At 69.7% G+C, this 14,793-nt stretch carries 12 protein-coding genes and 1 pseudogene; 6 read left to right on the forward strand and 7 right to left on the reverse strand.

The genetic code is table 11. From position 1 onward, the window contains the following. Positions 1-24 precede the first annotated feature (24 nt). Together ABZS51_RS12495 and ABZS51_RS12500 are read left to right on the forward strand one after the other, a co-directional pair. The gene (locus tag ABZS51_RS12495; RefSeq protein ID WP_355439201.1) at positions 25-801 is read left to right on the forward strand and encodes a DUF4184 family protein; all 777 of its coding nucleotides are present in this window, start codon (positions 25-27) and stop codon (positions 799-801) included. Beyond that, on the forward strand, positions 794-1,690 hold the full coding sequence (locus ABZS51_RS12500; protein WP_355439204.1) for an RNA methyltransferase: 897 nt from the start codon (positions 794-796) through the stop codon (positions 1,688-1,690). The genes ABZS51_RS12495 and ABZS51_RS12500 overlap by 8 nt, the downstream gene beginning before the upstream one ends. A gap of 251 nt (positions 1,691-1,941) precedes the next feature. Here the strand turns inward: ABZS51_RS12500 and ABZS51_RS12505 are convergent, their stop codons facing one another. Then, positions 1,942-2,442: a hypothetical protein gene (locus ABZS51_RS12505; protein WP_355439207.1), complete on the reverse strand. Its 501-nt coding sequence runs from the start codon at positions 2,440-2,442 to the stop codon at positions 1,942-1,944. 754 nt (positions 2,443-3,196) lie between these two features. On the opposite strand from ABZS51_RS12505, the gene fxsT reads away from it, so the two are divergent. Continuing rightward, positions 3,197-5,503, forward strand: a complete 2,307-nt coding sequence (fxsT, locus tag ABZS51_RS12510; RefSeq protein WP_355439211.1) for an FxSxx-COOH system tetratricopeptide repeat protein — start codon at positions 3,197-3,199, stop codon at positions 5,501-5,503. Between the two features lie 37 nt (positions 5,504-5,540). Then, positions 5,541-5,963, forward strand: a pseudogene (locus tag ABZS51_RS12515) (RNA methyltransferase); the annotation flags it as partial. Between the two features lie 116 nt (positions 5,964-6,079). Here the strand turns inward: ABZS51_RS12515 and ABZS51_RS12520 are convergent. After that, entirely contained in the window at positions 6,080-6,787 is a 708-nt protein-coding gene (locus ABZS51_RS12520; protein ID WP_355439214.1) for a carbonic anhydrase, read from the reverse strand. A gap of 341 nt (positions 6,788-7,128) precedes the next feature. Further along, positions 7,129-8,172 carry a saccharopine dehydrogenase NADP-binding domain-containing protein gene (locus ABZS51_RS12525; protein WP_355439217.1) on the reverse strand — a complete coding sequence of 348 codons (1,044 nt, stop codon included), beginning with the start codon at positions 8,170-8,172 and terminating at the stop codon, positions 7,129-7,131. Between the two features lie 102 nt (positions 8,173-8,274). Here ABZS51_RS12525 and ABZS51_RS12530 point away from each other — a divergent pair, with 102 nt between their 5' ends. Continuing rightward, a complete protein-coding gene (locus tag ABZS51_RS12530) occupies positions 8,275-9,222 on the forward strand; it encodes a helix-turn-helix domain-containing protein (protein WP_355439220.1) in 948 nt (315 codons plus the stop codon). Positions 9,223-9,305: 83 nt separating this feature from the next. Here ABZS51_RS12530 and ABZS51_RS12535 read toward each other — a convergent pair whose 3' ends face one another. The 3 genes from ABZS51_RS12535 to ABZS51_RS12545 form a co-directional block, all read right to left on the reverse strand. Continuing rightward, complete coding sequence (locus ABZS51_RS12535; protein WP_355439223.1) at positions 9,306-10,916, reverse strand: hypothetical protein; 1,611 nt, start codon at positions 10,914-10,916, stop codon at positions 9,306-9,308. Between the two features lie 89 nt (positions 10,917-11,005). Continuing rightward, the gene (locus ABZS51_RS12540; protein ID WP_355439226.1) at positions 11,006-11,620 is read right to left on the reverse strand and encodes an NAD(P)-binding oxidoreductase; all 615 of its coding nucleotides are present in this window, start codon (positions 11,618-11,620) and stop codon (positions 11,006-11,008) included. A gap of 43 nt (positions 11,621-11,663) precedes the next feature. Then, complete coding sequence (locus ABZS51_RS12545) at positions 11,664-13,127, reverse strand: multicopper oxidase family protein (RefSeq protein WP_355439229.1); 1,464 nt, start codon at positions 13,125-13,127, stop codon at positions 11,664-11,666. Between the two features lie 361 nt (positions 13,128-13,488). On the opposite strand from ABZS51_RS12545, the gene ABZS51_RS12550 reads away from it, so the two are divergent. Continuing rightward, positions 13,489-13,746 (forward strand): DUF4235 domain-containing protein, encoded by a 258-nt coding sequence (locus ABZS51_RS12550; protein ID WP_355439232.1) that lies wholly within the window; start codon positions 13,489-13,491, stop codon positions 13,744-13,746. 60 nt (positions 13,747-13,806) lie between these two features. Here the strand turns inward: ABZS51_RS12550 and ABZS51_RS12555 are convergent, their stop codons facing one another. Then, positions 13,807-14,646 carry a hypothetical protein gene (locus ABZS51_RS12555; protein WP_355439235.1) on the reverse strand — a complete coding sequence of 280 codons (840 nt, stop codon included), beginning with the start codon at positions 14,644-14,646 and terminating at the stop codon, positions 13,807-13,809. Positions 14,647-14,793: the final 147 nt, after the last annotated feature.

Consider the following 14,793-nt stretch of genomic DNA (forward strand, 5'->3'; position numbering starts at 1 on the left):
CTGAGGGGGAGGGGTTGACAGGCCGTGCCGTTCACGCCGAGCCACATCGCGGCGGTGCTCCCGCTGGTGTCGTCGCCGCGCGTCCGCAAGGTGCTGGACCCGTGGGCGCTGGCGATGGGCGCCATGGTGCCCGATCTGCCGATCTTCCTGCCGTTCCTGCCCGACTACACCGACTGGCATTCCCTGCGCGGCGTGCTCACCATCGACATCGCCGCCGTGCTCGCGCTGCTCGCCCTGTTCCACCTGGTGGTGCGCGACCCGCTGATCACCCTCCTGCCGCCGGGGCTCGCGGGGCGCGCCGCCACGCTCCTGCCGTCGTGGCGCAGCTTCCGGGTGCTGCCCATCGTCATGGGAGCGCTGGTCGGCGCCGGGACCCACGTCCTGTGGGACTCCTTCACCCACTCCACCGCGCCGCCCCGCTGGGGCGACTGGCTCGCGGTGTCGGTCTTCGGCGTGATCAGGTTGTTCCGGCTGCTCCAGTACGTCTCGTCGGTCGTCGGGCTGGCCGTGGTCGTGTGGTGGGCCTGGCGCGGCCTGTCGCGCATCCCCGCCGTCGTGCCGCCCGCGCGGCTGCGCGTCAGGCCCGCCGTGCGGTTCTACGTCCTCGGCGCGGCCTCGGTCGGCACGATCGCCGGGGCGCTCCTGTGGCCGGTGGTCGACCCGCCGTCGCCGGAGCTCGGCGTGCCCAGCGTCATCACCAAGGTCGGCGCGGGCACGATCGTCGGCCTGGGCGTGGTGCTCCTCGGGTACGCGCTGGTCTGGCAGGTCACGCGGCTCATGGCAGTATCGGAACGTGCTTGAGTACGTGACCGACGCGGCGGATCCGCGCCTGGCCGACTACACCCGGCTGCGGGACGTGGAGCTGCGCAAGAGCCTGGAGGCCGAGCGCGGGCTGTTCCTGGCGGAGGGGGAGAAGGTCATCCGGCGCGCGATCGGCGCCGGCTACCCGGTCCGCTCGGTCCTCACCACGCGCCGCTGGCTGGAGCCGCTGTCCGACGTGCTCGGCGACGCGCTCGTGTACGTGGTGAGCGACGAGGTCATGGAGGGCATCGCGGGCTTCCCGGTGCACCGAGGAGCCCTCGCCTCGATGGCCCGCCTCCCGCTGCCCTCGATGGCGGCCGTCCTGGCCGGGGCGTCCGGTGACCCGTCCAGGCGCGTCCTCGTCCTGGAGGACCTGGTCGACCACTCCAATGTGGAGGTCGCAGAACAACACCCTCGGCGGATCCTTGTGCTGGAGGACCTTGTTGATCACAGCAACGTCGGCGCCATATTTAGGTGTGCTGCCGCGTTGGGAGTGGACGGGATCATCCTGTCTCCGAGGTGCGCTGATCCGTTGTACCGGCGGGCGGTGAAGGTGTCGATGGGGGCGGTGTTCTCGATCCCGTACGCGCGGATGGAGAACTGGTTCACGGGGCTGGAGCAGATCCGAAAGGCGGGCTACCAGACACTCGCCCTGACTCCCGATCAGGCCGCTACACCCATAGATGCCGTCAAGCTGACGGATCGGGTGGCGCTGTTGCTTGGCTCGGAGGGTGATGGGTTGTCGTCTCGGTGGTTGGCGGAGGCGGATGAGCCGGTGTGCATCCCGATGAGCCCAGCCGCGATGGCCGCTGGGGTGGACTCCCTCAATGTGGTGGCTGCGGCTGCCATCGCCTGCCACGGGCTTATGCGAGGCGGTGCCCGGTTGTAGCTCGGAGCGTAGAGGGTGCGTGCCTGAACGGGCCGTGCGGTCGGATGTGCAGTGAGCCTTGCCGAGGTGTGACTGTTGACGACCGGTTCCCGGCTGATCGCGGAGACGCCTGTGTGGTTCGTACGACGTGCCTTGTGACGTTGACCGCCCGGCCGTGCCGGACAGTCAACGACTCAGCCTCCGACCGGCTCCTGCGCTACATGATCGACAAGATGTCGGTGGGCAGGCTCACCGGCGAGGAACAGACATCTTCATCGAGTAGCTGGAAGTGGCACGCATGAGGCGTACGTCACGAAGGGGTAGGTCGTAGTTTCGCTGTGGTTCATGATGCTGACTCGCCATGCGCTGGTGTCATTGTTGTCGATCGTGTTGGCGAAGACGCTTATGGGCGCCGTCGGCCGCTCGCCCAAGTACCCGCCGGAGATCGCGTAGTTCCCGTCGCCGCAGTCAGCCCGCAGGTGAGCTGTTTCCCCGGGAGCGATCCTGGTTCCCGGACCCTTGATCGTGAATATGCCGAGCTGTCCAGGCGAACCCTGCCGGCTCCAGTCCAGCGCGGTTTCGCCCTCTTCGCACGCTGTTCCAGGCGGGACGATGCGCAGGGCGCCGGTTGAAGTGGTGACGCAGGCGTTGATCGGCGCCTCGTTCATGGCGGTGGCCAGGGCCGCTCCGCCGGCCGTGAGCATGCCCCCGGCCAGCATGCTCGCCGTCACCAGGGCCACTGCTCGTCCCGTTGACCTGATCTTCGGCATCATGGTCCTCCTTAGTTCCATAGAAGATCGTTTGATAGTCATGATCTATCCGACGGCGAGATGGGTCCAGGGGGTGCCGAAGCCTTTCGATCTCGGGGAAGCGGCTCTTGTTTTGGGGGTGCGGCGAAGTGACGCTCCGGAGCCGATTATGGACGCTCATATATGACTCTGAAAGACGTGCAGAGGCATTGGTAGGGACGGACTATCGGATGGGTAATCGGCGCTCATGCGTCCATGGCGCGGACTGCGGCTACGGATAGCGGCTTCGCGATAAATCCTGGGCAACGGCTTGCTTCGGCGGCACGCTGGAATGGTGGCGGCTTCTTTCCCGGAAAAGACTCCTGAGGGCGCGCCGGTGCGGCGGGGCCGGCGGCATACGTTAGCGCGGGCTGGGGCGGCGGTGTCATTGGGCTCAGTGGTGGCCGGATTAGTTGGTTTCTTCTTCGCCGACCCCCTGCACCTTCCGCCAGAGGTGCTGGACGTGCTGGACAAGCGGGCCAGTGTGGTCAGCATGGCGGTCGGTGCGTTGTTGGGCGGCGCGGCGTTGTGGATGCAGTTACGCGCTTCTGGGCCTTCTCCAGATGCCCCGCCGTCGGCATCACCCTCAGAGGCGGGCTCGCCAGCGGTCGGCGGCCATTCGCCTGGTGGCATGGTGATAGGCCAAGTAGGCGTGTCGGCTCGGGCCAGTGGTTCCGGCAGTGTGCATGCCGAAGGCGCTCGGTCCATCGCCGTTGTCGGCTCGGTGACAGCTCCGCCGATGACCGGCGACAAAGCCGTTGCGATCACCGGCGGCTTCGTGGGCGCGGTAGGAAATGTGTATTTGCCACCGCGGAAGGCAGTGGATACCCGTCCGGTGCGGCTGGCTCCGCGTCCACCGCAGTTAGCCGGTCGTGATGAGGTCCTAGCTGAGCTCTACGAGCAGCTGTCGGTTGCCGAGGCTCTACCGTTTCCCATTGCTGTGCACGGGTTGGGCGGGGTCGGCAAGACAAGCCTGGTCGTCGAGTACAGCCACCGCTACCAGTACGCCTATGAGCTGGTATGGCAGGTCGCCGCGGAGGATGAGGCAGTGTTGTCGGCCGCGTTCGCCGATCTGGCCGCGCTACTCGGGCTGCGCCCGCCTGGTGAGACGGCCGATCCGGTGCGCCAAGTCCATGCCGCGCTGGCCGCTCGTCCCTGCCGGTGGCTGCTCATCTTCGACAATGCCCCCGACGCCGAAGCTCTGCGAGCCTTTCTGCCACCCGCCGGCAACGGACACGTCCTGATCACCAGCCGTTCCGGCCACTGGCCTCCGCGGCACGGCATGGAACTGCCGATGTTGGACGCAGCGCCGGCCGCGGCTTTCCTGCTCGATCGCAGTGGCCAGCATGACGAGGCTGCTGCTGCCGCCGTGGTCGATGAGTTGGGTGCTCTACCACTGGCGCTCGAACAGGCTGGCGCCTACATCTCCGACTCGGGCATCACGCTGGCCGATTACTTGAGCTTGCTGCGCGACAGGCGCGCCGATCTGCTCGACCAGGGACATGCGTGGGGTTATGAGCAGCGAGTCGCCTCTACCTGGAAGCTGGCCATTGACCGCCTGGCCCAGACCAGCCCGCAGGCGATCGCGCTGCTGCGGTTGCTGGCCTGCTACGCGCCGGAGGCTATCCCCTACCGGCTGTTGCTCACGCCGATCAGCCAGCCCAGCCTCCAAGGCCTGCTCGCCAGCGGCAGTGATGGCATCGGCGAGCCGCTCCCATTGCCTTACGGCGACCTGGCGATAAACGCAGCGGTCACTGCACTGCGCCGCTTCTGCCTCATCAGCAGACCGGTTGGCGGAACGGTGTCGGTGCACCGCCTGGTCCAGGCTGTCACTCTCGACCAACTCACCCCGAGCCAGCGCGACATCTGGCGGCGCGCCGCAGCCGCTCTCCTCGCAGCCGCCTTGCCCCAAAGGCCGGAGGACCCGGGCACATGGCTACGTTTCGCCCAACTACTGCCGCACGCCAGTGCCGTCCTACCCCTCAGCTCACCTGCCCTCTCTGCCATCACGCAGTTCCTCGGCTTCAGTGGGGACTACCGCACCGCGAAGGCTCTGTGCCAGCAGATACATGACAGCGAGGTCACGAACCTTGGCCCAGAACACCCACACATTCTGTCTGTCCGGTGCAGTCTCGCTCGCTGGACGGGGCAGGCGGGGAACCCCGCCGCCGCCCGTGACCAACTCGCCGCCCTACTTCCTGTAGCCGAACGTGTCCTTGGCACCGAGCACACGGAAACCTTGACCGCCCGGCATGACCTCGCTCATTGGACGGGCGAGGCTGGGGACACTGCCGGCGCTCGCGAGCAGTACGCCGCCCTTCTCCCTGTACGCGAGCGGGTTCTAGGAACAGAGCACCCCAGCACCCTGGCCACTCGAAGCCAGCTCGCCCACTGGACTGGACAGGCCGGGAACTCAATCGCCGCTCGCGACCAGTTCATCGCCCTGCTCCCCGTACGTGAGCGCCTGTTAGGTGTGGAGCACCCAGAGACGTTGATCACTAGAAGCCAGCTCGCCCGCTGGACGGGGCAGGCAGGTGACGCAACCGCGGCGCGAGATCAGTTCGCCGCCCTTCTCCCTATACGTGAGCGCGTCCTAGGCGCAGAGCACCCGTCCACCTTGGCCACCCGGCACAACCTCGCCCGCTGGACGGGACAGGCGGGAGACGCAACCGCGGCGCGCGACCAACTGATCGAGTTGCTCCCCATACGCGAGCGCGTCCTGGGCGTCGAGCATCCGTCCACGCTCGTCACTCGGCACAACCTCGCTTACTGGACAGGGGAGGCGGGGGATGCGGCTAGTGCTCGTGATCAGTTCTCCGCACTGCTTCCCCTATACGAACGCATCCTGGGCGCCGAGCACCGCCATACCCTAGCCACCCGGCACCAACTCGCGCGTTGGACGGGAGAGGCAGGGAACGCCGCGGCTGCTCGAGACCAGTTTGCCGCCCTGCTTCCTGTGCGGGAGCGAGTTCTAGGCGTCGAGCATTCGTCCAGCTTGGCCAACCGACACGACCTCATCTACTGGTCGGAACGTACTCGGACATAGCCAGGAGTGCAGGGATCGCAGGAAAGATGCCTGCATGAACGTCGGCGCGATCTTCCGGTGCGCCGCCGCTCTGGGAGTGGACGGGATCGTGCTGTCGCCCCGGTGCGCCGATCCGCTCTACCGCCGTGCTGTGAAGGTGTCGATGGGGGCGGTGTTCTCGATCCCGTACGCGCGGATGGACAACTGGTTCACCGGGCTGGAGGTGATCCGGAAGGCGGGTTACCGGACGCTGGCCCTGACGCCCGACCAGTCGGTCACCTCGCTCGATGAGGTGAAGATGGCCGATCGGGTGGCGCTGCTGCTGGGGTCGGAGGGGGACGGATTGTCGTCGCGGTGGTTGACCGAGGCGGACGAGGCGGTGTGCATCCCGATGAGCTCCCGGGCGATGGAGGCGGGGGTGGACTCCCTCAACGTGGTGGCCGCGGCCGCGATCGCCTGCCACGGCCTGATGCGGGCATAGCGCGCATGCTGTGCCTGTACGCCATGGCCTGGCCACGCCGCTCCGCCGAGATCGTCCACGCCCTCCCGCCGGCCCGCGACTGATCGCCCCGAAGGACGCGGTGCCGGAGACGCACGTCAGACGAGGCGGGTGACTTCGCCGGTGTCGATCGAGTAGTACGCGCCGATGACTTTGAGCTTGCCCTTGGCGATGCGAGGAGCGAAGAGCTTGTCCTTCTTGAGCCGGTTCACGACGTCGACGGTGTTGATGCGGATCATCTTGTCGACGTCGCCGCCCGAACGCGTGTAGGCCGACCGCAGCGATGAAGCGATCGTGCTCAGCTCGCCGGGCAGGCTCTTGTGCTCGTGCAGGGACTCCGCGGCGGCCGTGACCGCCCCGCAGCGCTGGTGGCCGAGCACGACGACAAGGGGGGTGCCGAGCTCCGCCGGCCCGTACTCGGCGGCGCCTGTCACCAGCGGGTCAATGGTCTGCCCGGCCGTCCGTACCACGAACAGGTCGCCCAGTCCGGTGTCGAAGACTAACTCGGGAGCGACGCGCGAGTCGATGCACGAGAACACGACCGCGAACGGGTCCTGCTTCTGCGCCACCTCCTTGCGCCGGGCGGCGTCCTGGTGCGGGTGCGTCGTGGTGCCGGTCACCCAGCGGCGGTTGCCCTCGCGCAGGGTCGCCCACGCCTGATCCGGAGTGGATGGCCGCTGGTCCGGAGCGGTGTCGTACGACCGCTGAGCGGTCTGGGCGAGGACGGCGGTGCCCGCGGACGTCGCACCGGCCAGGAGGCCTCCGGCCATGATGCCGGCGCGCAGCAGCGCCCGACGGTTGATCATGTGATTTGGCATGGAACAGGAGTATGCGCCGACCCGTGGCGCCGCGCCAGAACATGTAACAGTGATCACATTCAGGCACGCCGTGTTCGCGTCCGGCGTCCGTTACGCCCCCTGCGAATCAGCCGCGGAAGATGTCGTGGCAGGTGGTTGAGTGCGTGCATGAATGTTCTCATCCTGGGCGGGACGGCATGGCTGGGCCGTGAGGTGGCGCGGCAGGCGGTCGGGCGGGGGCACGCGGTGACGTGCCTGGCCCGTGGCGAGAGCGGCCGGGTGGCCGACGGCGCGGCGCTGGTGGCCGCCGACCCTGGCGTACGGTCCGGATACCCGGCGCGGGTCACCGGTCAGCCGGCTGTGTCGAGCGGGACGTGCAGCGAGAGGTGCGAGGACAGGGCGCGGAGGAAGTCCGGGGCGTCGAAGGCCGCGCCCGCGGAGGCGACGCCGGTGGTCCTGGTCCGGCCGGTGAGGATGCGGTCGACGGCCTCCACCGCGAGCGGCGCGCTGATGGCGTAGATGTCCTGACCGGCGGCGGCCACGCGGCGTTCCTTGCCGCCGGAGCGGACGAGGACGTCGACGACGAAGGTCTGCGCCGAGCGGCCGCGCCCGTCGACGGCGGCAGGTGCCGAGGCGTCGGGAGCGGACAGGTCCGCGGCCGCCTTGGCGGTCATGTAGGTGCGCACCTCCGGGACGGCCAGGTGGCTCGGAACGGTGACGACGTCGGCCATGGTGAACTCCCCTATGACGCTCTGGGGGCCGAGCGGAGCCGGGAAGGGCCACTCCAGGGTCGGCAGAGCGTCGTCGTGGTACTCCAGCCGTCCGCTGGTGTAGCGGACACGGCGGCCACCCCGTCGCTGCCCCGAGACCGTGCCCGAAGCGAGCGTTCCGGCAGTGGGGTGCCAACTGCTCAGGCCGTAGGCGATGTGCGCCTCGTCCGCCGCCGTCCAGTCGCCCATCGCGGTGGTGACCAACAGGTCGCCGAGGCCGCCGTAGAAGGCCATCGCCGGGATCACCAAGGCGCCCGCGGCGCGGGCGCGCTCCGCGAAGTGATCGAACGTGTCAAGGTTCGCCTCGATCTCGGCCGCCACGTCGACATACGGGATGCCGGCGCGCAGCGCCGCCTCGACCAGCGGGGCGGCGGTCGTGGCGAAGGGCCCGGCGCAGTTGATCACGGCGACCGCGCCGTCCAGCGCGCGGTCGAGCGAGGCCGGATCCTCGGCCGACGCGCGCCGCGCCTCGAGCCCCGGCCAGGCCTGCGCCAGCGCCAGCAGCTTGTCCTGGTCCCGGCCGAGGAGCAGCGGGACGTATCCGCGCTCTCGCAACTCCGCGACCACGAACCGCCCGGTGTGCCCGTAGGCGCCGAACACCGCCACGTTCCGAACCGATCCCATGTCTGCTCCCCGCGTGCTCGACGTTGTCACGGGGGAAATCCTGTCCCAGTTGCCCCATCGCGGCCCAGTGTCTGGAACGACACGACCCGTACAATTTCCGACATGAGCCCTTTCCCGCGCTCCGTCGCGGTCGCCGCTACCGACGGGATGCTGCACTTCGAGCTGGCCCTGGCCTACGAGGTCTTCGGCTCCGCCCCCGCCGCCCTGCCGGGGCCCTGGTACGACGTCACGGTGTGCGGCGCGCACGCCGTCCGGGTCGGCCGGTTCCTGCTGGAGCCGGACGGCGGGCTCGACCTGCTCACGCGCGCCGGCACCGTGATCGTCCCCGCCCTGGCGGACGTCGACGACGACCCGCCGGCCGACCTTGTCCAGGCGGTGCGGGCGGCCCACGAGTCAGGCGCGCGAGTGGTCTCCCTGTGCACGGGCGCGTTCGTGCTCGCCGCCGCCGGCCTGCTGGACGGGCTGCGCGCGACCACGCACTGGGCCCACACCGAGGAGCTGGCCGCGCGCCATCCCCGGGTGCAGGTCGACCCGGACGTGCTCTACGTCGACAACGGCAGCGTGCTCACGTCCGCGGGCAAGGCCGCGGCCATGGACCTGTGCCTGCATCTGGTCCGCCGCGACCACGGCTCGGCGATCGCCAACGTGGTCGCCCGCCGCCTGGTCGTGCCGCCCCACCGGGCCGGCGGCCAGGCGCAGTTCGTCACCACACCGGTGCCCGCCCAGGACGGCCATCCCCTCGCCGAGCTGCTCCCCTGGGTGATGCGGCGGCTGGACCAGCCGCTCACCGTGGAGGACCTGGCCCGCCAGGCGAACATGAGCTCGCGCCACCTGGCCCGCCACTTCCGCTCGGTGACCGGCACCACTCCGCTGCAGTGGCTGCTGACGCAGCGGATCCGCCGCGCGCAGGAGCTGCTGGAGACCACGGACGACAGCGTCGACACCATCGCCTCGGCCGCGGGCATGGGCACGGCGACGACACTGCGCCGCCACTTCCACCGCACGATCGGCGTACCACCGGACGCCTACCGCCGGACGTTCCGGGCGTGAGGCCGCGGTCCTCGCTGGTTCGGCCTCTTGTCACTGTGAGCACTTCCTTGTGACGCGTTTCTGCTTGGCCGAACGTAAGAGCGTCAGTCCCGGACCAGGACCCTGGTGACGCCCGCGACGACCGACACGGTGAGCAGCCAGCCGACCAGGGTGAGCACGTAGGAGACGAGCTGGTCGAGGCCGTGCGGATTCCATGCCTTGGCCTGGCCGAGGTCGATCACGGGGATGATCAGGTCGAGGCAGTAGGCCAGGGCGTTGAAGTCGGGATGTTCGCCGGCCTTGAGCGGCGGCGGAGGAGATCCGAGGAAGTAGGCCGTGCCCGCCGCCAGGAACGCGATCAGCCAGAGGGCCGCCAGCCAGGAGCGGTAGCCGTACCCGGCGGTGATGTCGTGGACGAACCCGGCCGCGCGCTCGACCCATGGCAATGTCCTGCGGCGGTCGCGCTGCTTGGCCAGGAGGACCGCACGGGCGTCCCTCTCGTGCCCGATCCGCCGGTACATGGCGGCGAGCTGTTCGTACGACTGCGGCTGGTAGCCCGACGGATTGCGGCGTAACCAGTCGATCTGCTTCGAGGCCGGGTGTACCGGGTCGATGGAGTCATAGGTGAGACCGCCGATGGACACCCTGTCCGGCCACGGCGGGCGCACGCCCTTCAGGACGCCGATCCGGGCATTCGTCAGGTCGAGCGGCCCGGTCATGCGGCGCGGCAGCTCCAGCACCCCCGCCTGGACCTCCTGGCACAGCAGGGCCGCCCCGTCGGTGAGCTCCAGGAGTTCGAGGTCGATCCGGCCCACCGCGCTCGCCCCCGTCAGCGTGAGCGCGCCGCCACATCGCGCGTGCGCGGCCACGAACAGGTCGGTCCCGAACCGCGCGCGAGTGGCTCCGAACCCGCCCAGCCTGGCTTCCTCGATGTGGACCCGCCCTTCGACGGCCGCGTAGTGCAGAGTGATTTCACCTGCGACGGTGAGCGTGGGCCCCAGCCAGAGGTGGCCCTTGACCTGTGCGGTGCCGGCGTTCAGAGAGATGTCCGGCCCGGTCAGCTCCGCATCCGACAGCGCGAGGTCTCCGCCGATGACGGCGCCCGGCATGCACACCCGCCCCGCGGCTCGGAACCCCTCGCGCAGGAAAAGATCGTTGGAGACGGTCAGCCCGTCCGCCTGTATCGCGACCCCGTCGACGCCCTCGATCCTCGACCCGCTGAGCGCGAGAATCCCATCCACCCGCGCGCCGAGCAGAGCGAGCTTGGAGGCCACGCATCTGGCGAGCACCAGGTTCCCGTCGATCCTCGCCATCTCGGCGTTCAACGCCGGCAGCCGGCACCCGTCCAGGACGATCGTGCGGGTGCGTGCGTCGTTGAGCAGCAGCTCCTGCTCCAGCACGCAGTCGATCAGCTGCAGCCGGTGGGCGACCTCGGCGCCGTCAAGGTCGAGCCTGCCCACGATGTGCGCCCCGGCCAGGAACAGCTGGGGGACCTGCCCCGGCTCGGCGTCCACCTTCCCGAGCAGCAAGGAGGTGATGACGTCAGCGGCGACGACCCTGGCCGGTGACCATGTCCCAGGGTCATGGTCATCGGCGCTCGTCCGGTCGCCGACGCGCAGATCAAGGAGGTCACCCGCGGCGAAGGCGTCACGAAGCCGCCTCGCGGTCTCGGCACTCGGCTGTACGGCGCCGCCCCTGGTCGATGTCACCGCCATGCGGCCATCATGCCCTAGGCGGGCGCGACGATCGGCTCACTCCGAACGGGCTGCTCGCCCGGTCGATCCACGCCCGTCCGCCCCGCGGCTCAGCGGCCGCAGATGTTGACGGCCGCGCGGCTCAGGCCAGGGTCGTGCACGATGTCCAGCAGGGTCGTGGCCACGTCCGCCCGGGTCAGTGCTCGCGGCTTGGCGAGCAGGCCGTGGCTGACCAGCCCGGAGCCGGCGGCGGGACCGTCGGTGAGCCTGGTCAGCCTGGCGATGGTCCAGTCCAGGTCGCTCGCGGCGACCGCCTGTTCGAGGGCGTGGGCGTCGGCGTAGGGCGTGGCCAGCAGGCGGCGCAGCAGCCAGAGGACCAGGTACGGCCGGCGGGCGACGTTCGGGTAGGGCGTGGTCACGACCAGCCGCCGTGTCCCCGTCCCGGCCATGGCCCGCATGATGGTCCGGGTGGCCTGGGCCGCCCGGTGCGGGTCACGCTTGCCGCCGCCGTTGATGATGGAGATCACCGCGTCGACGCCGTCCACGGCCGCGCGGACCTTGTCCGGGTCGCGGCCGTCGCCCTCGACGACGGCGTGCGGCTCCGGGTTCCCGGCGAGGGCGGTGGCGTCACGGGTGAACGCGGTGACCTGATGGCCGCGCCGGAGCGCCTCGGCCAGGACGTGCCGGCCGGTACGCCCGGTGGAGCCGATGATCGCGATTCTCATGGCTGCACCGTCCGGATGGTGAGGAGGGCGTGGAAGTCGGGCATCAGATCACCTCGAAGGTACTCATCATGGCCATGTCCTCGTGTTCGAGATTGTGGCAGTGCAGGACGTACCGGCCGCGGTAGCCGGTGAAGCGGGTGATGATCTCCACGGTCTGCGCCTCCCGCAGCTCGACGGTGTCCTTCCATTCGGGCGGCCCGGCGGGGCGCTCGCCGCCGGCGGAGAGCACCTGGAAGGGAGACAGGTGCAGGTGGACGGGGTGGGAGACGTCGCTGGTGAGCCGCCAGATCTCGGTCTGGCCGAGCTTGGGGCGGGCGTCGACGCGGCGGGCGTCGAAGGGCTTGTCGTTGATCAGCCAGCCGGTGCCGCCGTGCATGCTGCCGCTGGTGAACGTGAAGTCGCGGGTCACCGCGGCCTTGGCCGGGTCCAGCGGCTCGACGCGTGACAGCGTCTTCGGCACGGCCGAGTCGTCGCGGGCGTCCCGTTCGACGGTGAAGCGCATCACGCGCGCCTGCGGCCCCTCTTCCAGGAGGTTGCGCAGCTCGACGTGGTCGCCGACGCGGTGGGCGGCGAAGTCGACGATCACGTCCGCCCGCTCGCCCGGCGCCAGCCGTACTCGCCGCAGGGAGCGGGGCGCGGCGAGCAGCCCCCCGTCGCTGCCGATCTGCGTCAGCGTGCCGCCCGGCGACAGACCCAGCTCGTACGTGCGGGCGTTGGAGCCGTTGAGCAGCCGCAGCCGGTACCGGGCACGGTCCACCCCGAGCCGCGGCCAGGGCGCGCCGTTGACCAGGATGACGTCGCCGAGCACACCGCCCATGAACGCCTCCCGGGCGCCGGGCGCGTCGCCGCGGGTGGGGTAGGGCATGGTGCCGTCGGTGGCGAAGGAGCGGTCGCAGATCATCAGGGGCAGGTCCCGCTCGTCCGCGGGCAGCGGCAGCGCCGCCTCCTCCTCGTCGCCCACCAGGAAGAACCCGGCCAGCCCCCGCCAGACCTGCGGCCCGGCGTGGTCCATGCGGTGGTCGTGGTACCAGAGCGTGGCGGCCCGCTGCTCCAGCGGGAAGGTGTGGTCGCGGTGGGCGCCCGGCTGGACCAGGTCGGTGGGATACCCGTCGGACTCCGGCGGGGTGTGGCCGCCGTGCAGATGGGTGACGGTCGGGACGCCGAGTCTGTTGGTGACGCGGACGACGGTCCGGCGTCCGCTGCGCGCCCGGATGGTGGGCCCGGGGAACTGCCCGTCGTACCCCCAGATCGGGGTGCGCAGGCCGGGCAGGATCTCCGCCTCGGCCGGCCGCTGCACGAGCTCGTAGTAGTCGGTGGTCGCGTCGGTCCTGTGCGGCCTGGCCGCCGCGGGCAGCGGCAGCGGCACCGTGTACGGCTCGGGCAGCGGCGCCCCGCCGACCAGCAGCCTGGGCGACGGCGTACGGCCCAGCAGCGAGCAGCCCGGGACGGTCAGCGCCGCCGCGCCCAGGCCGAGCAGCCGCAGCGCCTGCCGTCGGGTCATCGTCATGCGGGCGCCGTTTCGGCACGGCGGGAAACGACGGCGAGCAGCCCGGTGGCCGGCCACGTGGCCCCGTGGACATATCGGAATGGAGTTCCCATGGCCCGCTATCGTCGTCCGGCCATCGGCTGGGGGCATCCCACAGCGAGGTCTTCTCCCGCTACCTCACAGGGATCATCCGGTGGCCTCGGCTACGCCGCCGGGAGTAGTTCCGCGTACGGCACGGCGGGGAGCGGCTCATCGGGGTTGACCGGGAATTGCGCCATCAATGGTTCGGCTCCCTGCCGGGCCGAGCGTGTCCAGGAGACGGCGTACGCGCGTTTAGGACCGTGACACGGGGCACAGGCAGACACCGTCGGGAGGAGATGACATGAAACCTGTGGAGAAAGCCACATCGCTCGGAATGGGCATGCTCAGTGGAGCCCTGGCCGCCGGGCTGTTCAAGCGCGTGTGGAAGCTGGCGTCGGGTCAGGAGGACGCACCGGACGCGGGCGACCTGGCCCGCGGCTGGACGGAGGTCCTCGCCGCCGCCGCGATTCAGGGCGCCATCTTCGGCCTGGTCAAGGCCGCCGTGCATCGCGCCGGCGCGCAGACCTTCCGGCAGCGGGCGGTCGAGGGGAAGAGCTGACAGAGCGCCGGCCGCGCCCCCGTCCTGGGAGCGCGGCCGGCTGGTCGCTGTGAGGACCGGTTACTTCTGCGACAGGACGTGGCCGTGGAACTTGGGCTTGTCCGTCTCCCAGTACCGCCAGCCCTCCACGCGGGACGGGATGTCGGCGATTCCGTTGGTGACGTTGAGCACCTTGCAACTGTCGAGCCGGGCGCGGACGCCGAAGTGGACGCGGTAACCGAAGACGCGGTACCACATGTTGCCGTACTTGCCCTTGCTGATGTCCTGCGTGTAGTCGTGGCCGCTGAAGACCATGTGCCGCTTCTCCAGGTGCGGCGTGACGGTCCTCGTGAGCGTGCGGATCACGGTGTCGGGCGTGATCGTCCTGCTGACCGACCTGAGCTTGGCGAAGTCCGCCTCCACGAACGCGAGCACCTCGTGCTCCCGGTGGACGCTCACCGTCATCGAGCCGCCGGGGCCGTCGACGAAGCGGGTGCGCGGGATGTAGAAGTGCCTCGGCTCCAGAGAGTGGATTTTGAAGAAGGTGCCCCGGTTGCAGTCGTCCCCGGCTCCGGCGAGGTGGATGTGGCGGTTGAGATGCCTTTTGATGGGCGTCGTGGTGGTCGACGTGTTGTCGTCGGCGTCGTCATCGTCGTCGTCATCGTCGTCCGTGGTGAACGCGGTGACCGCGGGGTCCGTGCCGTCCGAGTCCACCGTGTCGGTGGTCCCGCGCTTGCTGTGCTGATGCGACGACACGGCCTGCCTGACGGCTTTCTTGAGCTTGTCCTTCGGCGGTGACGCCAGCGCCGGGACGGACAGGCCCGCGGCGAGCACCACGGACAGGCTTCCGGCCGTGGCGAGCATCAACAGCGCCTTGACCGGCCGGGTGGCGGTCTCGGTGGTTCGGGAACTGGTGAACATCAGAGGTACCGTTCCTCTCGGAACGCGGCGGATGGCCGCGGACAATCCATTGGCCGGAAAGGCCCACTTGCGCACGCTGAGACATCCCAGCGTGATGGTAAAGATGCTTACAGTTGCCGCGAGCCATCCCATGCCGCCACGCCGAAT

The organism is Nonomuraea sp. NPDC005501, from assembly GCF_040605905.1.
GTDB lineage: Bacteria > Actinomycetota > Actinomycetes > Streptosporangiales > Streptosporangiaceae > Nonomuraea.

Excerpts from the sequence above, each read along its gene's own strand:
- ABZS51_RS12505 (WP_355439207.1), bottom strand. The coding sequence starts at position 2,442 with ATGATGCCGAAGATCAGGTCAACGGGACGAGCAGTGGCCCTGGTGACG.
- fxsT (WP_355439211.1), top strand. The coding sequence starts at position 3,197 with ATGACCGGCGACAAAGCCGTTGCGATCACCGGCGGCTTCGTGGGCGCG.
- ABZS51_RS12520 (WP_355439214.1), bottom strand. The coding sequence starts at position 6,787 with ATGATCAACCGTCGGGCGCTGCTGCGCGCCGGCATCATGGCCGGAGGC.
- ABZS51_RS12525 (WP_355439217.1), bottom strand. The coding sequence starts at position 8,172 with ATGGGATCGGTTCGGAACGTGGCGGTGTTCGGCGCCTACGGGCACACC.
- ABZS51_RS12530 (WP_355439220.1), top strand. The coding sequence starts at position 8,275 with ATGAGCCCTTTCCCGCGCTCCGTCGCGGTCGCCGCTACCGACGGGATG.
- ABZS51_RS12535 (WP_355439223.1), bottom strand. The coding sequence starts at position 10,916 with ATGGCGGTGACATCGACCAGGGGCGGCGCCGTACAGCCGAGTGCCGAG.
- ABZS51_RS12540 (WP_355439226.1), bottom strand. The coding sequence starts at position 11,620 with ATGAGAATCGCGATCATCGGCTCCACCGGGCGTACCGGCCGGCACGTC.
- ABZS51_RS12545 (WP_355439229.1), bottom strand. The coding sequence starts at position 13,127 with ATGACGATGACCCGACGGCAGGCGCTGCGGCTGCTCGGCCTGGGCGCG.
- ABZS51_RS12550 (WP_355439232.1), top strand. The coding sequence starts at position 13,489 with ATGAAACCTGTGGAGAAAGCCACATCGCTCGGAATGGGCATGCTCAGT.
- ABZS51_RS12555 (WP_355439235.1), bottom strand. The coding sequence starts at position 14,646 with ATGTTCACCAGTTCCCGAACCACCGAGACCGCCACCCGGCCGGTCAAG.